This is a genomic window from Thiocapsa sp. C2-2m (assembly GCF_041903745.1).
GTDB classification, from domain to species: Bacteria; Pseudomonadota; Gammaproteobacteria; order Chromatiales; family Chromatiaceae; genus Thiocapsa; species Thiocapsa roseilacustris.
The window spans coordinates 65,060-80,120 of sequence record NZ_JBBWVD010000007.1 but is presented as its reverse complement, the minus strand read 5'-3'; the positions used below and the strand labels follow the sequence as shown (position 1 = coordinate 80,120).

20 protein-coding genes are annotated in these 15,061 nt (G+C 66.4%); 8 read left to right on the top strand and 12 right to left on the bottom strand.

Going from position 1 to position 15,061, the window contains the following annotated elements:
• The first annotated feature begins 344 nt into the window (after window positions 1–344).
• The 5 genes from AADX97_RS07110 to AADX97_RS07090 all read left to right on the top strand — a co-directional run bounded on the left by AADX97_RS07110 (window position 345) and on the right by AADX97_RS07090 (window position 1,822).
• Entirely contained in the window at window positions 345–572 is a 228-nt protein-coding gene (locus AADX97_RS07110) for a hypothetical protein (protein WP_374233168.1), read from the top strand.
• Complete coding sequence (locus AADX97_RS07105) at window positions 569–763, top strand: hypothetical protein (RefSeq protein ID WP_374233170.1); 195 nt, start codon at window positions 569–571, stop codon at window positions 761–763. The genes AADX97_RS07110 and AADX97_RS07105 overlap by 4 nt, the downstream gene beginning before the upstream one ends.
• 3 nt (window positions 764–766) lie before the next feature.
• Window positions 767–1,162, top strand: a complete 396-nt coding sequence (locus tag AADX97_RS07100) for a Rieske (2Fe-2S) protein (protein WP_374233172.1) — start codon at window positions 767–769, stop codon at window positions 1,160–1,162.
• 82 nt (window positions 1,163–1,244) lie between these two features.
• Window positions 1,245–1,559 carry a Grx4 family monothiol glutaredoxin gene (grxD, locus tag AADX97_RS07095; RefSeq protein WP_374233174.1) on the top strand — a complete coding sequence of 105 codons (315 nt, stop codon included), beginning with the start codon at window positions 1,245–1,247 and terminating at the stop codon, window positions 1,557–1,559.
• 20 nt (window positions 1,560–1,579) lie between these two features.
• The gene (locus AADX97_RS07090) at window positions 1,580–1,822 is read left to right on the top strand and encodes a BolA/IbaG family iron-sulfur metabolism protein (RefSeq protein WP_374233176.1); all 243 of its coding nucleotides are present in this window, start codon (window positions 1,580–1,582) and stop codon (window positions 1,820–1,822) included.
• Window positions 1,823–1,865: 43 nt separating this feature from the next.
• Here the strand turns inward: AADX97_RS07090 and AADX97_RS07085 are convergent, their stop codons facing one another.
• Both AADX97_RS07085 and AADX97_RS07080 read right to left on the bottom strand, forming a co-directional pair.
• Window positions 1,866–2,402: a GNAT family N-acetyltransferase gene (locus tag AADX97_RS07085; RefSeq protein ID WP_374233178.1), complete on the bottom strand. Its 537-nt coding sequence runs from the start codon at window positions 2,400–2,402 to the stop codon at window positions 1,866–1,868.
• Entirely contained in the window at window positions 2,399–2,683 is a 285-nt protein-coding gene (locus AADX97_RS07080; RefSeq protein ID WP_374233179.1) for a DUF1778 domain-containing protein, read from the bottom strand. Before AADX97_RS07080 ends, AADX97_RS07085 begins: the two co-directional genes overlap by 4 nt.
• A 368-nt stretch (window positions 2,684–3,051) precedes the next feature.
• Between AADX97_RS07080 and AADX97_RS07075 the strand changes: the two genes are divergently transcribed.
• Window positions 3,052–3,237 carry a hypothetical protein gene (locus AADX97_RS07075; RefSeq protein WP_374233180.1) on the top strand — a complete coding sequence of 62 codons (186 nt, stop codon included), beginning with the start codon at window positions 3,052–3,054 and terminating at the stop codon, window positions 3,235–3,237.
• A 152-nt stretch (window positions 3,238–3,389) separates the two neighbouring features.
• The gene (locus tag AADX97_RS07070; RefSeq protein ID WP_374238594.1) at window positions 3,390–3,809 is read left to right on the top strand and encodes an aminoacyl-tRNA deacylase; all 420 of its coding nucleotides are present in this window, start codon (window positions 3,390–3,392) and stop codon (window positions 3,807–3,809) included.
• Between the two features lie 368 nt (window positions 3,810–4,177).
• Here the strand turns inward: AADX97_RS07070 and AADX97_RS07065 are convergent, their stop codons facing one another.
• The 8 genes from AADX97_RS07065 to AADX97_RS07030 all read right to left on the bottom strand — a co-directional run bounded on the left by AADX97_RS07065 (window position 4,178) and on the right by AADX97_RS07030 (window position 11,442).
• Window positions 4,178–5,533 carry an ATP-binding protein gene (locus AADX97_RS07065; RefSeq protein ID WP_374233181.1) on the bottom strand — a complete coding sequence of 452 codons (1,356 nt, stop codon included), beginning with the start codon at window positions 5,531–5,533 and terminating at the stop codon, window positions 4,178–4,180.
• On the bottom strand, window positions 5,530–6,246 hold the full coding sequence (locus AADX97_RS07060) for a response regulator (protein ID WP_374233182.1): 717 nt from the start codon (window positions 6,244–6,246) through the stop codon (window positions 5,530–5,532). The genes AADX97_RS07065 and AADX97_RS07060 overlap by 4 nt, the downstream gene beginning before the upstream one ends.
• A gap of 19 nt (window positions 6,247–6,265) precedes the next feature.
• Window positions 6,266–6,613, bottom strand: a complete 348-nt coding sequence (locus AADX97_RS07055) for a sterol desaturase family protein (protein ID WP_374233278.1) — start codon at window positions 6,611–6,613, stop codon at window positions 6,266–6,268.
• A gap of 247 nt (window positions 6,614–6,860) precedes the next feature.
• The gene (locus tag AADX97_RS07050; protein ID WP_374233183.1) at window positions 6,861–7,679 is read right to left on the bottom strand and encodes a hypothetical protein; all 819 of its coding nucleotides are present in this window, start codon (window positions 7,677–7,679) and stop codon (window positions 6,861–6,863) included.
• A 99-nt stretch (window positions 7,680–7,778) separates the two neighbouring features.
• Window positions 7,779–8,519 carry an ATP-binding cassette domain-containing protein gene (locus tag AADX97_RS07045; protein WP_374233185.1) on the bottom strand — a complete coding sequence of 247 codons (741 nt, stop codon included), beginning with the start codon at window positions 8,517–8,519 and terminating at the stop codon, window positions 7,779–7,781.
• 7 nt (window positions 8,520–8,526) lie between these two features.
• Window positions 8,527–9,702 (bottom strand): FtsX-like permease family protein, encoded by a 1,176-nt coding sequence (locus AADX97_RS07040; RefSeq protein ID WP_374233186.1) that lies wholly within the window; start codon window positions 9,700–9,702, stop codon window positions 8,527–8,529.
• The gene (locus AADX97_RS07035; protein WP_374233187.1) at window positions 9,699–10,955 is read right to left on the bottom strand and encodes an efflux RND transporter periplasmic adaptor subunit; all 1,257 of its coding nucleotides are present in this window, start codon (window positions 10,953–10,955) and stop codon (window positions 9,699–9,701) included. Before AADX97_RS07035 ends, AADX97_RS07040 begins: the two co-directional genes overlap by 4 nt.
• A 73-nt stretch (window positions 10,956–11,028) precedes the next feature.
• Entirely contained in the window at window positions 11,029–11,442 is a 414-nt protein-coding gene (locus tag AADX97_RS07030; protein WP_374233189.1) for a hypothetical protein, read from the bottom strand.
• Window positions 11,443–11,804: 362 nt separating this feature from the next.
• On the opposite strand from AADX97_RS07030, the gene AADX97_RS07025 reads away from it, so the two are divergent.
• Window positions 11,805–12,086: a hypothetical protein gene (locus AADX97_RS07025; protein ID WP_374233190.1), complete on the top strand. Its 282-nt coding sequence runs from the start codon at window positions 11,805–11,807 to the stop codon at window positions 12,084–12,086.
• Here the strand turns inward: AADX97_RS07025 and AADX97_RS07020 are convergent.
• Window positions 12,047–14,512 carry a heavy metal translocating P-type ATPase gene (locus AADX97_RS07020; protein WP_374233191.1) on the bottom strand — a complete coding sequence of 822 codons (2,466 nt, stop codon included), beginning with the start codon at window positions 14,510–14,512 and terminating at the stop codon, window positions 12,047–12,049. The two genes, AADX97_RS07025 and AADX97_RS07020, sit on opposite strands and share 40 nt — an antisense overlap.
• Window positions 14,509–15,057 (bottom strand): hypothetical protein, encoded by a 549-nt coding sequence (locus AADX97_RS07015; RefSeq protein ID WP_374233192.1) that lies wholly within the window; start codon window positions 15,055–15,057, stop codon window positions 14,509–14,511. The genes AADX97_RS07020 and AADX97_RS07015 overlap by 4 nt, the downstream gene beginning before the upstream one ends.
• Between the last annotated feature and the right edge of the window lie 4 nt (window positions 15,058–15,061).

The window sequence follows — 15,061 nt, the reverse complement described above, 5'->3', positions numbered from 1 at the left end:
CGGCATGTCGCCCGCCGTGGCTGACCTCGTGCCTGTCCTTGTCGCGAATGCGACAGGTCGCCCCCGCAACGGGCCGTACTTCCCGGCAGGTCATTGAAAAATAGTCCAGGATTATTGGCCCGTCGTTTGCTGTCAGTCGCCTAAGCACAACAGCAGCGCAGATCGATCGCATGGCACCAACCCAAACACCGAAAGCGAGAGCGCAGGCCAAAGCAGTCCCTGTCTCACGCAACTTGAGCGCGGATGTCTCCGATGCTCGAGGCGATGCCCTGCGGCACGCCCGGGCCCGTCGCTGCAGCGTAGGCCGGCAGGCCTTCGCCATCCGACTCGGAGCGAGCTGAGCCATGGGCCGCTTCGAGCCCTGTCATGGCAAGAACGCCTGCCGCGACAATCGCGAGCGCTGCCTGAGCTGTGGCCGAGAGTCGAGCGAGATCGCCCGGCTACGGGCATCCATCGACGCGCTGGCGAATCTGGCGATGGAACATGGCTACGACAACAGCGAAGAGTTCGCCACCTACGCCGCTCGCAAGCTGTTCAAGACCATCGCCCATCGCCGGGAGCAGTCGCAATGAGCGGGCTCCCGATCGATCCCGCCGACACCCGCTTCCGCCCGGGTATTCAGGAGATGGATCGCGTTCATAGCGAGCTCAACGCCATGGGCCGAGCATATGCGCGCGAACGTTTGCCGGCTCGGTTTGCAGCGCATGTCGTGACGATGGACAGCGTCCTGGCCGCTCATCTGAACGCGAACCCGGGATCCTGAGCGGTGAATACGACACCCACCCAGGGTACTTCCGCGCTCGACAAACGCAAGCTGCTGGTCTGTGCCAGCGCTGATTTGACTGAACGTCGGCATCGCATCATTCCCGTGCTGTTCAGGCATGAGCGGCAGAGCGCCATCGTGCTGCGGTATGGCGGCGAGGTCTACGCCTACTTGAATCAATGCGTGCACATGGTGCGGCGCCTGGACTGCATGCACGACACGGTCTTCGATGCAGAGCACGAGCACCTGCGCTGCTCCATGCACGGCATCGTCTATGACCCGACCACGGGCGAATCCTTGAGTGTGTTGTGCTCCGGCGAGCGACTTGAGCCGTTGCGGTCCATGGAGGTCGACGGTCAGGTCTACCTCGTCGACAAACGCGTGACGGGCCTAACCTGACCTCGGCGAGTGTTGATCTTGCCGTCTCCTGCATGCGCCGGACAGACAACCGACCACCGACCTCACTCAGCGGGCAATCCAGATGAAAACCACCGATAAGATCCGTCAACAACTCGCGGAGAACCCGATTGTCTTGTACATGAAGGGCACGCCGCGCGAGCCACGCTGCGGGTTCTCCGCCAAGGCCGCGGCTGCGCTGCAATCGACCGGGGTCGAGTTCGCCTATGTCGATGTCTTGGCTGCACCCTTGTTCATGCAGGCGCTGCCCGAGGTCTCGGACTTCCCCACCTTTCCGCAACTCTTCATCAATGGCGAGATCATCGGCGGCAGCGACATCATCGAGGCCATGCTCGCGAGCGGCGAGCTGCTGCCGATGCTGAAAAGCGCGGCCGGCTGACACGAGACCGAGGATCACAGATGCACCAAGACGACATCGTCAAGCGCGTGCGGGCCGAATACCCGGCGGCACTCATCGACATCGCCGGGGCCGACTGCAACTTCGAGCTGCACATCGTCAGCGAAACCTTCGCCGGCCAGGGTCTGCTGCAACGACAAAGGGGCGTGTTGGCCCTGTTCAAGGACGAGTTGAAGTCCGGCGCACTGCACGCCTTGACGATCAAGGCCAAAACACCGCACGAGAAGGCGGCGGAGTCCCCCTGATACGATGCCAGACCGCCGCAAAGGTCAGCCGAAGCCATCCGCTCTAGTCAGGCTGGTCCGACCGGGGAAAGAGTTTCCGCAATACCCTCTCCGGCAACAGGAGTCGGTCGGGCCGGCCCGGAAGGACCGTAAAGCGGAAGTGCCGATAAAATACCGCCGCCGATGGATCCTTGGCATCGACCAACAGCGCAGCAACCGCCAGAACACGGCTGGCCTGAATGACCTTCTTGCAGGCGTCGGACAGCATGATCGAACCGAGTCCTCGGCCCTTGACGGTCTCGTCGACGGCCAAGCGCCCGAGCAACGCCACGGGCACCGGATAGCGGGGAAGCTTGCGTGCCAAATCCAAGCGTAAGTCCTCCGCACTTACGCTCCCTGCGCTCAAGGAGTAGAATCCTGCCGGCCGGTATGGTTCATCCCGAGGCGTGGCGACATCTATCCTGACATAGGGGGCCCGCGCCACGCCCCGGCGCACATCCTGCGAGGCATAGCGCCGCAGATAGACGTCGAGATCCTGTTGACCGCAGTGAAAGGCGTCCTTCTCGACCGCGTCATCGAGCGGCCGGATGAGATAGCTCACGAACGCTCGACCTGCTCGGCATGACGTTCCACAGCGCGCTGCAAGGCGGTGTTGGGTGCGTCGGGGGCGTCGAGCGCGGCTAAGAACGCCTGGAAGTCCTCAACTCGCAGGGTGATCGATTCCTGCTCCTGCACGATCCGCTCGGCCGCCGCAACGGCCCGGGAGAGGACGAACTCGGACAGTTTGACGTGTGCGTAGCCGGCCGCCTTGTCGAGCAGCTGTCGGGTTCGCTCGTCGCAGCGAATATGCAGGCGGCTGTCTTTGTTGGCGGTCTGGCTCATCGTGGGCTCCGGAGTCCGAAGGCACTCAAGTGTGCGCCGTACGTACGCACATGGCAAACCGGCGGCGGTGCATCCGCATCGCGCTGATCGGGTTGGGGATGGCAAGAGGTTCTCCCGCGAAGATGCGAAGACACAAAGGAAGTGTCCTCTAGCCCGATCGGCGTTCACGGGGCTCAGGTATCGCGACGGCCCGGGAGCGACCTGAACCTGATGCCGAGCCGGCGCGCTCCTGCGGCAGCAAGACGCGCGTTGCGGTCACCTACGACCCTCAGCTTGGGCGCGTGCTTACGACCCAAGAAGCGACATTGGCCGTCGCAGCGGTAATGACCGGATTCTGAACGGTAGCGGACGCCAAGAGGAGCGCTGCGTTGATTATCGATGCGGCGCCCGTCGAGCGGATCCTCACCCACATCGGTGAGCCATCACGCCCGCCCCAAGTTGCCCCCGCCCGCGAACCGCCCGCCTGGAACGATGCTCCCGAGCCGATGCCGGGCTGGGACCTCCTCGGCCAGCCCGAGCCCGACTTCGCGTTCGACCAGCGCGTTGTCTGGTAGCCGCCGTCTCCCGGCTGCAGGAGACAGTGCAGCCGCCCTCGTCTACCGGCGGCCGCTCGCTGCCCCGCATATGCTCGCCCCAGCAACCACGAACGCGCGTGCTTGCACCGCTCGCGACGTCCGCCAGCCCCACCTCTGCGTGTTGACGGCCCATCCCGTCCGCGCTTGCGCCCCGTCTCGGGCCAATCTGGACGCTCACGGCGGGTTGGGTTTCCGATCCGTCCGTCATACCGGCGACCTACCGACTCGAACTTGGGCGCTTGAACCAAGTCATCGCACGACATCTGGAGATGATCGACGAGACCGAGATGGAGTCCACCTTCTCGGATTGTGAACGCGGTGCGATCCCGGCTATCGGCGCGGCTTACGGCATCGAGACGGTACTGGAAACGGACATGGCGAGGCAGCAGGAGATCTACTTCGAATCCGGCGACCACGAACACCTGATCAAGATGCGCGGCGAGGATTTTTGTTTCTTGCTGAACCAGGCGCCGCGCATCCACGTCAGCCACCACCTGCAACGACGGCAGCCCGGCGCCGCGGCAAGTCTGCTTCGTGCGCCGCTCTGTTAGAGGCTTTCCGGCCTCGCGCTGGGCGGGGCGTGTCTGCGCATCCAATCAAGGTCGACGGCAGCGGGGGCGAAGGCGTAAACGTGAGACAGCGATAGCCGAGTCGGGTGCGCCACCACGGAGGGTCGCTTGCGAACAGCCAAGCGCGAAGCAGTTGCCCGCACGATCGGAGTACTTTGCACTTCGCGATGGCGCGGCGAGATAGTCGCGAATCTGGATACGATTCCTGGGCCGTATCAGTTACCCCTGCCGTGAGTTGCCTTTTCGTTCGATTCCGCCATCGCCATCCGAACGATCACAGCCGGATAGATAACTTCCCCATTATCGTTGCCCCCCCCTCAGTTACGCTGAAACGTATATGTATTCAAGTATCAATGCAGCGCCGGTAAAACGATCTCGATGCGAAGCCCGCCGCTGTCGCGATTCCGGGCGGTCATCGATCCGCCGTGCAGCCGGATGCTGCGCTCGGCGATCGCCAAGCCGACGCCACCGCTGCCGGACTGCGTGCTCCTTGAATCGCCAACGCGATAAAACGGTTCGAAAATCTGCCCGATGGCGTTCGGCGGCACCCCGGGGCCCTGGTCGTCGACTGTGATACGTACGCTGTCTGATTCAGAGAGGATACGTACCTCAATCATCGTGCCTTCGCCGGTGTACTTCAGCGCGTTCCGGATGACGTTCTCCACGGCACGCTGAATCAGCCCGCTGTCTAGTTTCAGGAGGAGACTGGCCGGCGCGTCCAGCCGTATCTGCTTGTCCGCCTCCTGCCCCTCCAGCTCAGCGTCGTACACGACGTTCTGCACGAGGTCGACGATGTCCGTGGCATGGCGGGTAATGTGATCCTGCGTTTCGAGTCTGCTGTAAGTGAGGATTTCCCCGATGAGCTCGTCCAGCCGCTCGATCTCTGTCTCCATGCGATCGATCTGCGGTGCATCAGCGTCTCCCGCACGCTGCCGTGCGATCGACAGCAGCGCCCGCAGGCGCGCCAACGGAGATCGAAGCTCATGGGAGACATCGCGCATCAGCCGTTGCTGCGATTCCAGCAGCGCCTCAACCCGTTCCGTCATGACGTCGAAATCGTGCGCCAGCCTGGCGATGTCGTCAGTGCGGTTGCCGACCGTGTGGGCGACGCGGACGCTCAGGTCACCGGCGGCGACCTGCTGCCCGGCCAGCTGAAGGCGGCGTATGGGCAGAACGATGAAGCGGGTGAGCATCAGCGACACGACCGCGCTTGCTACCAACGCGAATGCCAGCAACAGCCACCGGATCCCGGGCCGCATCAGCTTGCGGCCCAACGGAAAGAGGCCCTCGTGTCCGACGACCAGGTATCCGTCAAGGCCGTTTCCCCGCACGTGAAGGTGCGAGAACTCCCGCACTATCGACCCTCCCGATTGCTTTCCGCGGGATTCGACGTAGCGGGCGACGGAACCCGGCAGCGCCCGGCCGAGGACGTCTTCGCCGCCCGGGTTCAGCACGTAGATTTCCAGCACGGGGGTGAAGTCGAGCACGTACTCCTCGACAAGATTATCAACCGCCGTCGCCGGATCTATCGCAAGTTCGCGACGAAGCTGCTGCGCAAGGAGCGTGACCATCTGCGCGGTGAAACGGGAACCGCCGACCCGTGAGTCGCCGTCCGGGAGCAGGTCGGCCACCCAGAATGTGAGCGCCGTTGCGATCAGCACGATGGCCCATGCGGAAAGAAAAATCCGCCAGAAAAACCGCGTCACGAGGCCGCCACGTAAAGGTAACCGCGACCCCGGACTGTCTTGATGCGTTGCCGGCCGTCGGCCAGCGGGCCGAGCTTCTTCCGCAGGTTGCTGACGTGCGCGTCCACGCTGCGGTCGTACGGCATGATGCGGCGGCCCAGTGCATGGCGGGCGATTGAGTCCTTGTCGACGACCTGCCCGGCGGATTGGATGAGCGCCTCCAGCACCAGGTATTCCGCGCCGGTGAGCGCAACCAGCTCACCCGCGCGAGATACCGATTGCGAGCCAGGCTCGATGCTCAGGTCGCCGAGCACGATGCGATCGGCCGCGGCGTCAGCCTCATCCGAGCGATTCAGGCGGCGCATGATGGCCCGGATCCGCGCGACCAGTTCCCGGAGATTGCAGGGCTTGGGAACGTAGTCATCCGCGCCGATCTCCAGTCCCAGGATGCGGTCGATATCGTCGCCCCGCGCGGTCAGCATCACCACCGGCGTGTCCACCTGCTGGCGGATCAGCTTCAGCGCTTCGAAGCCGTTCAGCTCCGGCAGGCCGACGTCCAGGATGATCACGTCGAAGCCATCGTTGACGGCGGCCTCGACGCCGGCGGCGCCATCGTGCCGTGCCGTCACCGAGAACCCGCCTTCCGCGCCGAGGAATTCGGCGACCATGCCGGCGAAGGCCTCGTCGTCATCGACGATAAGCACGCGAACGGCGGTGTAACTCGATGTGTTCAACGGTCGTTCCCCTTCATCGTCACGCGCGAGGCCCATCGCTTAAGGCGGCCCCACGCTGCGCGGCGGTGAGCTGCCTTTCGGCGCGCCATTCCCCGCGAATATACTTCCATAGGGGCAGAAACTGAATGACGAGCGGGTTGTGACCGGCGAAGCCGGAGGTCACTCCGTAGCAGACCGGCTCGTGCTCAGGTTCATAGGTGCCGAACAGCCGATCCCAGACGATCAGGGCGCCGGCAAAGTTTTTGTCGATGTACTGCGCGTTGCGGCCGTGATGGACGCGGTGCGCGGAAGGTGTGTTCAGCAGCTTGCCCTCCAGCCATCCCAGCCGGCCAATGGCCTCGGTATGCAGAAAGAACTGCCAGGCCAGGCATGGATGAGCAAGCTCCCGTCAGCGCGGCCGCGGCGTGGCCGGACCGGAAGCCCGGGCCCGGGGCCACGCGCCGGACTTCGCCGCGTTCTTGATTCGGAACATCTGCGCTGCTGCTGAAACGATCGTGTTATCGAATGCGGCCGCGGGTGGTGATGTCGGTGACGATAAGGAGGCCGCCGGACCCACAGATGGGGGAATCTGCAAGCAGAGGAGACAGGTCCGGCGGCCGTGAGACAAGGTTCAATCAGAAGCGCGAGGCGCTACGGCCGCGCTCGCGGGTTACCGCGCCGTTTTCGCCCACGCTGCGGCGGCCGCTCCGCTCCACGAGGCTGCTGCCGCGGTTCGAAAAGCGCTCGCGCGTGCCTTCGAAGCTGGCATTGCCGCTGCCGTCGCGCGTGGTGCGGGCCGAGGTCGTGCTGCCGGCGGAGCGGCCTTCGCTGGTGGCAGCGTTCCGGGAGGAATCGAAATCGCGGCCGCCCTCTTCGTTAGGCTGCCATCCGGCGCTGCGCTCGGCGTTCGCGGAGCGGGTTTCGCCGTCGGCATTCATGACGGAGGCGTTCGTCGTCCGGTTGAAGGAGCCCGACCCGTCCTCGTTGCGGGCAAGTTCGCCCTGCTGGTCGGCGGAGAAGCTGCGGCCGCCGCTGCCTTCGACGTCCTTCTGCCGGTCCGCAGTCACGTTGCCGTCGTCGTCGCGCGCGACATCGACGTTCGTGCTGCCGGTGATGCTCTCGCCGGCCTGGTTGGTGACCATGCGGTCGTTCTTGTAGCTCACAGAACCGTCGTCATTCTGTTCGACGGAGCCGGAGATTGAAGAATCGGCGCCGCGGCTCCCGCCGGAGATCGAATCCTCGCGGGTCCAGGAGGCACCGCTCTCGCTTCCGGTGACGGCCGTATCCCGGGTCCGGGAAACGGATTCGCCGGTGGTCGTGTTGGTGATGGAGGCGCCGTAATCCAGGGTCGCGGTTGCGGCCTCGTCGTTGGCGGAGGCGCTTGGCATACTCAGTGCTAGGACGGCGGCCAGGGTAGTCATGCCAGGGGTGCTCATGGTGCGGGGCTTGTTCATCGTTGATTCTCTCGGTGGCGGTGGCTTAGCAGTGATGTTCAGTCTAGAAGCCGGTATGTCGGGAACGTCATCGGGCGTGCAATGAAACGTAAGGAAACGTCAGTGCAGCCGCGGCGCTTCCTGTGCAGGCACCATAGGGGCATGGAGCGGCGGCTCTGAATCGGTTGCGACCAGGACACCGTCTTCCAGCGTGATGATGCGGTCCGCCAGATCGAGGATGCGGGAATCGTGGGTCACCATCACGGTGGTCGTGCCGCGCGTGCGCCCGAGCTGCTTCAGCAGCCGCACCACGGCCATGCCGGAAACCTTGTCCAGCGCCGCGGTCGGCTCGTCGGCGAAAACGATCTCCGGATTCGCGACCAGCGCCCTGGCGATGGCCACCCGCTGTTTCTGGCCGCCGGACAAGTTCCCGGGCAGGTAGTCGATGCGATCGGCAAGGCCGACGATATCCAGCATGTGTTTAACGGCTTCGCGTTGGCGCGAAGGGTTTCCGCGTCCATGCACCTGCAGGCCGGTCAAGACGTTCTGCCGGGCGGTCAGGCTGTCGTGCAGGTTGTGCGCCTGGAAGATGAAGCCCAGGCGCCGGCGCAACGCGATCTGCGTGGCCTCGCTGGAGCCGTTGAGCTCGGCTCCGAGCAGCCGCACGCTGCCGGCCTGTACGTCGCGCAGGCAGCCCATCAGCGTCAGCAGCGTGGTCTTGCCCGATCCGGAGGGGCCCATCAACACGGTCAGCGATCCCCGCGCGATACGCAGGTCGATGCCATAGAGCGCCTGCTTGCGTGCTTCGCCGTCGCCGAAATAATGGTCAAGGTCGCTGACGATGATCGGTGCGTCGTCCATCGGTCTCTCAGAACAGGTCGGCAGGGTCGGCGGCGGCCAGGCGGCGCATGGCGAGGACGCCGGACAGCGAGCAGGCGATCAGGGTACCGATGAACACGGCCACCGCCCGTTCCGGGGTCATGAAGATCGGAATGTTGGTCAGGTGCGCAAGGGTCGCGTAGAACGCCTGGGAGAACGCCAGCCCGGGCCAGAAACCGACGGCGGCGAGGATCAGCGCCTCTTCGAGCACGATGCCGGCGAAGAACCCTGTCGGGTAGCCCATAGCCTTCAATGTGGCGTACTCGCGGATGTGGTCGGCGACGTCAGTGGAGAGCACCTGGTAGGCAATCACGACGCCGACCACCAGCCCGATGCCGACGCCGAAGGCGAAGATCAGCCCGGTCGGGCGCTGGGTCATCTGGTAGCGCTGTTCCGCCGCCGTCGCATCCGCCAGCGAGCGGATCCGGACCGATTCCTCGGGAAACAGCTGGACGAGCTCTTCCGAAACGCGGCGAGGGTCGGCGCCGGCGCGAGTCGCCAGCAGGATATGGCTGGGGGTTCCGGAGCTGCGGCTCGGAAACAGGTGCAGAAAGGTCTGGTCCGACACGACGAACACGCCGTCGCCGCTGAAGCCGCCGCCGATGGCCACGGTGCCGATGGCGTTCAGCTGCCGGTTCTTGAATTCGAACGGTACCGGCGCGTCCGGGCGAGAGCCGTCGTACGCGCTCATGTCGATGAAGCGCGTCTCCAGGTCCACCAGCGCCGTGTCTTCCAGCGCGAGGCTCTGCAGCGGCGCCGCGAGGTCGTCGCGGACGAAGGCGCCGGTGTCCGGGTGCAGTCCGAGAAACATGATCGAGGAGCTGTTGGTCTCGGTCTGCCACTTGCCCTGGGCCAGGTAGGTCGGCGTGCCGCCGGTCACTTCCGGATGGGCCAGGGCCTGGTAGAGGCGCTGCCGCGGCACCGTTGCGCCATCGGCGAAGGTATCCGCCTCGAAGGCGGACAGCAGCAGCAGATCCGGCTGGAACAGGCGATATGGCGTTGTGACCGATTCGGTCATCGAGGCCGCCAGCCCGAGCTGAACGAGCACGAGCACGTTGGCGAAGGCGACGCCGGCAAGCGCTGCCAGAAAACGCCCGGGGTTGTGGGTCAGCTGCAGATAGCCGATCGGCAGTCTCCCGAGGATGAGGGTCAAAATGGCCGTCACGGCGCGCCCGCCGTCACATAACCCGACGTCTCGACGCCGATGCGGCCGACCACCTCAAGGCCGACGAAGCGCGCAGCGCGGGCGCTGGACGGGTCGTCCAGCTGCACGATGACCTCGACAATCCGCGCGTCGGTATTGGCGGCGGGGTCGTCGGCGGTCACGCTCTGGCGGCCGACCAGCGCGCCGATGCGGGTGACCTTGCCGCGCAGCGGCGTGTCGCCGAGAACCTTGGAGCTGATCTTCACGTCCTGGCCGACCTGGACCCGCGGCGCCATCGATTCGAACACCTCCAGCGCCGCTTCCATCCGCCCGACGTCGCCCAGCTGCAGCAGACCTTCGGGCGGTGCCTTCTCGCCCTCGCGGGCCGCGATCTCGAGCACCCGGCCGTCCCGCGGCGCGCGGATCCGCGCCAGCTCAAGGTCGCGCGTCGCCCGGGCGAACTCCGCCTCGGCGGCGGCGACGTCCGCTCGTGCGACCGCGACGTCGGCCTGTTCGCCGTCCGGGGCCGTATCGTAGCGGGACAGCGTCGCGGTCAAGCGCGCCACCTCGCCGCTGGCGGCGGCGGCGTCGGACTGCGCGGCATCCAGGGCCTCTTGCGACGTCAGCCCGCGTTCCGACAGGCTCCGGGCGCGCGCCAGGCTCGCCTGCGCCGCCGAGGCTGCGACCCGCGCGCTCTCGAGGCTGGCCCGGGTTTCCGCTTCCGCTGCGGCAACGTTGCTGATCGTCTGCGCCAGCTTCGCCTGCCGGGTCTCCAGCGTGCTCTGCGCTGTCGCGAGCGCCGCCTCGAACTGGACCATGCTGTCGAGCACCGCGAGCAGGTCGCCGGCGATGACATCATCGCCGTCGCTGACCAGCAGCTGCGCGATGCGCGCGTCGGCGGCGCCGAACGGCGTCGCGACAGTGACGATGTCATCCCGCGGCCGCAGCCGGCCTAGGGCCATGACGTCGCCGGAGGCGACCGCCGCGACGCGCTCCGGTGAAGGGGTGCGTTCGACGGGCAGCGCTATCGGAACCCGCGCCCCGGCACCCGGTTCGAGACCGCTGGCGCTGAAGAACGCCCGCAGGCCCGGGGGCTGGAAGTACAACCCGAGGACGCCGCCGGCGAAAATCAGTAGCAGCACGGCGGCGGCCCGCACGATGGCGCGGGGCCGCCGCGGAGGCGTTGCCGGTTCGGGGCTGCCCCTACCGTCGTCGAGCAACGGCAGGGGCGGGCTGGCGGAATCCGTATCGGCGGGTCCGTTAGACGGCTTCATCTTGCAGGTCCTGTTCGTGTTGCGCTTACCGGGTGCGGCGCGGTTACCGGCGCCGGCGACCCGCGCCTCCGACTCAGTGCGAACTGCGCATACGCTCGCGCATCTGCGCCTTGCGCTCTTCCTGCATGCGCTGGAACTCGGCCATCTGCGCGTCGCTGAGGATGGGCTCCAGCGCCGCGCGGGTGTCCGAGCGCACGACCGCCATCTCCTGCTTCATCGCGCGCATCTGGCGCAGACCGGGACGGCTGCCGGAACCATTGCGGTTCTCCGGGTCCATACCGTAGCGGGCCAGGATGTCCTTCTGCGCCTGCATTGCGCGTTCCATGATCGGCGCCATCTGGTCGATCTGCGCGTCGCTGAGGTTGAGCCGGGCCTGCGCCTCCTGCATGCGTCCCTTGAGCTCGGCGGCGCGGTCTTCGTTGGCGGTCGAAAGCGGGCTCGCGAGCACCAGGGTGATGAGCGAAACGATGGCAAGTAGCGATTTCATCGTGGTGTTTCCTCGTCTTTGGGTATGGTCGGGGCACAGCTTAGTAGCCGGTCCGTAAGGCACCGTCAGCCAATGAAAGGAAATGTAAAGTCGCACCCGAGTTCGCCCGGCCGATTCTGCGCGAACTGATCCGGCCGCCCTTTCGCATCGTCTACCGGCGTTGTCCGAAGCACGTCCGTATCGTCCGAGGCTAGCGCGGCGAGCGCCTGGTCGATATCTGTCGGGCTTACGATCTCTCAACGCACCCCACAGGCATTGTGGACCTATAATGCGCCCCCGATATGCTCGGACACCCCGGGTGAAGCACTCCGGGGGCCGTTCATCCGCCGGATCCAGACCCCAACAGGACAGAGAGACCCATCATGCCGACTCCAACGCAACTGGCCATCGACGAGGCGTTCGCCGCGCTCGTCTACGTTCGTGACGAGCGTAAGGCGCCGGATGCGCATCGCAGCAGCAAGTTCCGTGTCGGCTGGGCTGCGGCGCTGGAGGGCAAGGTGTACGAGGCCGAGAAGCTCGAGCGCTTGACCTGGCTGAACCTCGGCTATCGTCTGAGCCGGCACTTCGGCGCCCTGACGTCGGAGCAGATCGATGTTGTTTATGACTACTTGGCGGCGAGCTGGCGGGAGCCCTGCGCGGCTTGAGCGAAGCGCCGCAGCCGCAGGCTGTTGGTGACGACGAAGAGGCTCGACACGCTCATGGCCGCGGCGGCGAGCATGGGATTGAGCAGCCATCCGGTGAGCGGGAAGAAGACCCCGGCGGCCAGCGGGATGAGCGCGACGTTGTAGGCATAGGCCCAGAAGAAGTTGATGCGGATGGTGCGCAGCGTCTTGCGCGCCAGCGCGATCGCGGTCGCGGTGCCGCGCAGGTCGCCCTGCATCAGGATCACCTCGCCGGCCTCGACCGCGATATCGGTCCCCGTGCCGATGGCGATGCCGACATCCGCCTGCGCAAGGGCCGGGGCGTCGTTGATGCCGTCCCCGACAAAGGCGACGCGACGCCCCTCGGCTTGCAGACGCTTGACCTCGGCGGCCTTGTCCGCCGGTAGCACCTCGGCGAGGACGCGCGTGATGCCGACTTGGCGTGCGATCGCCTCGGCGGTCCGGCGGCCGTCACCGGTCAGCATCCCCACTTCGAGCCCGAGCGCACGCAGCTGCGCGATCGCCTCCCGGCTGCCGGCCTTGATGGGATCCGCGACCGCCAGAACGGCGATCAGGCGTTGATCCGCCGCGACATAGATCGGGGTTTGGCCCTCCGCACCGAGTCGCTTGGCGATCTCGCTCGCTGCGTCGATGGGCACCTCCAGACGCTCCATCCAGCGCCGTGCGCCGACGGCGATCCGTTGCTCGCCGACCTCGCCCTGAATGCCGAACCCGGGCTCTGCTTCGATCTGCGTGGCCTCCGGCAGGGTCAATCCCCGCGCCTTGGCCTCCGCGACGATGGCTGCGGCGATCGGATGCTCGCTGTGGTGCTCGACCGCCGCCGTCAGCGCCAGCGCCGCGGCCTCGTCCATGCCGTAGGCGTCGAGCGCGGTCAGCGCCGGATGGCCTTCGGTCAAGGTTCCCGTCTTGTCCAAGACGATTGTATCCACGCGGGCGAGCGTCTCGAGCGCGGCGCCGTTGCGGACCAGGATCCCCAACGCCGCGCCGCGCCCGGTGGCGACCATGATGGCGGTCGGGGTCGCGAGCCCCATGGCGCAGGGGCAGGCGATCAGCAGCACGCTGACCGCGGCGACGAAGGCATAGCTCAAGGGCGGCGCCGGACCCAACCACAGCCAGACCACGAAGGTCACGAGCGCGACGACCATGACCAGGGGCACGAAGACGGCCGCGATCCGGTCGGCGACGCGCTGGATCGGCGGCTTGCCGGATTGGGCATCCTCGACCAGCCGGATGATCTGCGCCAGCACCGTCTCCGCACCCACGCGGGTGGCGCGGTAGCGGAAGGATCCGGTCTGATTGAGTGTGCCGCCGATGACCTCGTCTCCGGGATCCTTGCGCACGGGCACCGGCTCGCCGCTGATCATGGATTCGTCGATGCGGCTGCCGCCCTCGGTGAGGGTGCCGTCGACCGGGATGCGCTCGCCGGGACGCACCTGGATGACGTCGCCCGGGACGACTGCGTCGGCGGGGATCTCGGTCTCGCCGTCCGGGCCGATGATGCGAGCGGTCTTGGGCTGGAGGTTCACCAGACGTCGAATGGCCTGCGAGGTTCGCCCCTTGGCGACGGCCTCGAGATAACGCCCGAGCAGGATTAGGTTGACGATGACCGCGGCGGCTTCGAAATAGAGATGGACCGTCCCGGCGGGAAACATCCCCGGCAGGGTGAGTGCCAGGAGCGAGTAGAGATAGGCCGCGCCGCTGCCGAGCATGACCAGACTGTCCATGCCGGGGCTCAGGTGCCGAAGCTCGGTCAGACCCCGTGTTAGGAAGCGCCGCCCGGACCAGAAGAGCACCGGCGTGGCCAGCACCAGCTCGAGCCAGGCCCACAGGCTCACCGGTGCCAGCCTGTCCATGAGGGTATGGAGCCCCGGCACGACCATAGGTCCCATGCTGATCAGCAATAGCGGCAGGGTCAGGGACGCGGCGACGCGCAGATCGCCCGCGAGCCGGCGCAGCTCCTGCCCCTTACGCATCGCGTCCGTCTCCGCCCGTTGCTCTGGCGCCGCCGGCTCGTAGCCGGCCGCGCGGATCGCTTGGGCGATGCGCTCCGGGCTCACCGTGGCGGGGAGATAGCCGACGGTCGCCGATTCGGTACCGAGATTGACCGTCGCCGCGATGACGCCCGGCACGGCTTGAATGGCCCGTTCCACGCGCGCGACACAGGACGCGCAGGTCATGCCGCCGACGCCCAGGGTGACCGACTCGACCACCGGCGCGTAACCGGCGCCGCGCACCGCATCGAGCAGGGCCGGCACGCTCGCCTGCTCGAAGCGCACGATCGCCGTGCCGGCCGCGAGGTTCACCGTCGCCGCGTCTACGCCCGGCGTGCGGGCGATGGCGCGCTCCACCCGCGCCACGCAGGATGCGCAGCTCATGCCGCCGACACCGATTCGCACCTCTTGCGTCATGGGTCGACCCGGTTCCAGACGCCCGGCAGGGCGAGCGGGTCGTCGACAAGATCGCCCAGCGCGCCGTCGATCACGGGCGCCAAGAGCCCGTAGCCCACCCGCCAGCGGACGGTACCGACCTGCACCGACGCGGTCTTGGTGTTCAGCTTCACCACCTCTCCGAACCGCTCATGTCCATCGCGGCCCTTGAAGGCGACCCGATCGCCGACGCTCAGACGATTGCGGTCGATCGGTTGGCGCTTCTGCGTGGCGATCGTCACGTCCGCGCCGTCCAGATCGATCTGATGGAAGAGAATGCTCCAGCGTTTCCCGTCACCGAGATTTTGGATCTCGGCGCGGCTTCGGTTGATCCGCAGCAGCGAGGCTTCGAGCATCCGGTTCTCGACGTGGTCGAACCAACGCACCGTCTGACCGACTCGCAGCGCTTGCTTCACCGCGGCGATGCGTTTGGGGTCGTCGAGCTGGTTGCTGATGGCCGCGTTCAAGCGATAAAGCTCGAACAAGCTGGCCCGACCCAGCGCGTCCATGACCTCGGTGTAGTTCATCGTC

Bases quoted from the DNA above. Each gene is read 5' to 3' on its own strand.
- AADX97_RS07110 (WP_374233168.1), top strand. From the start codon at position 345: ATGGGCCGCTTCGAGCCCTGTCATGGCAAGAACGCCTGCCGCGACAAT.
- AADX97_RS07105 (WP_374233170.1), top strand. From the start codon at position 569: ATGAGCGGGCTCCCGATCGATCCCGCCGACACCCGCTTCCGCCCGGGT.
- grxD (WP_374233174.1), top strand. From the start codon at position 1,245: ATGAAAACCACCGATAAGATCCGTCAACAACTCGCGGAGAACCCGATT.
- AADX97_RS07090 (WP_374233176.1), top strand. From the start codon at position 1,580: ATGCACCAAGACGACATCGTCAAGCGCGTGCGGGCCGAATACCCGGCG.
- AADX97_RS07080 (WP_374233179.1), bottom strand. From the start codon at position 2,683: ATGAGCCAGACCGCCAACAAAGACAGCCGCCTGCATATTCGCTGCGAC.
- AADX97_RS07050 (WP_374233183.1), bottom strand. From the start codon at position 7,679: ATGAACAAGCCCCGCACCATGAGCACCCCTGGCATGACTACCCTGGCC.
- AADX97_RS07045 (WP_374233185.1), bottom strand. From the start codon at position 8,519: ATGGACGACGCACCGATCATCGTCAGCGACCTTGACCATTATTTCGGC.
- AADX97_RS07035 (WP_374233187.1), bottom strand. From the start codon at position 10,955: ATGAAGCCGTCTAACGGACCCGCCGATACGGATTCCGCCAGCCCGCCC.
- AADX97_RS07030 (WP_374233189.1), bottom strand. From the start codon at position 11,442: ATGAAATCGCTACTTGCCATCGTTTCGCTCATCACCCTGGTGCTCGCG.
- AADX97_RS07025 (WP_374233190.1), top strand. From the start codon at position 11,805: ATGCCGACTCCAACGCAACTGGCCATCGACGAGGCGTTCGCCGCGCTC.
- AADX97_RS07020 (WP_374233191.1), bottom strand. From the start codon at position 14,512: ATGACGCAAGAGGTGCGAATCGGTGTCGGCGGCATGAGCTGCGCATCC.
- AADX97_RS07015 (WP_374233192.1), bottom strand. From the start codon at position 15,057: ATGAACTACACCGAGGTCATGGACGCGCTGGGTCGGGCCAGCTTGTTC.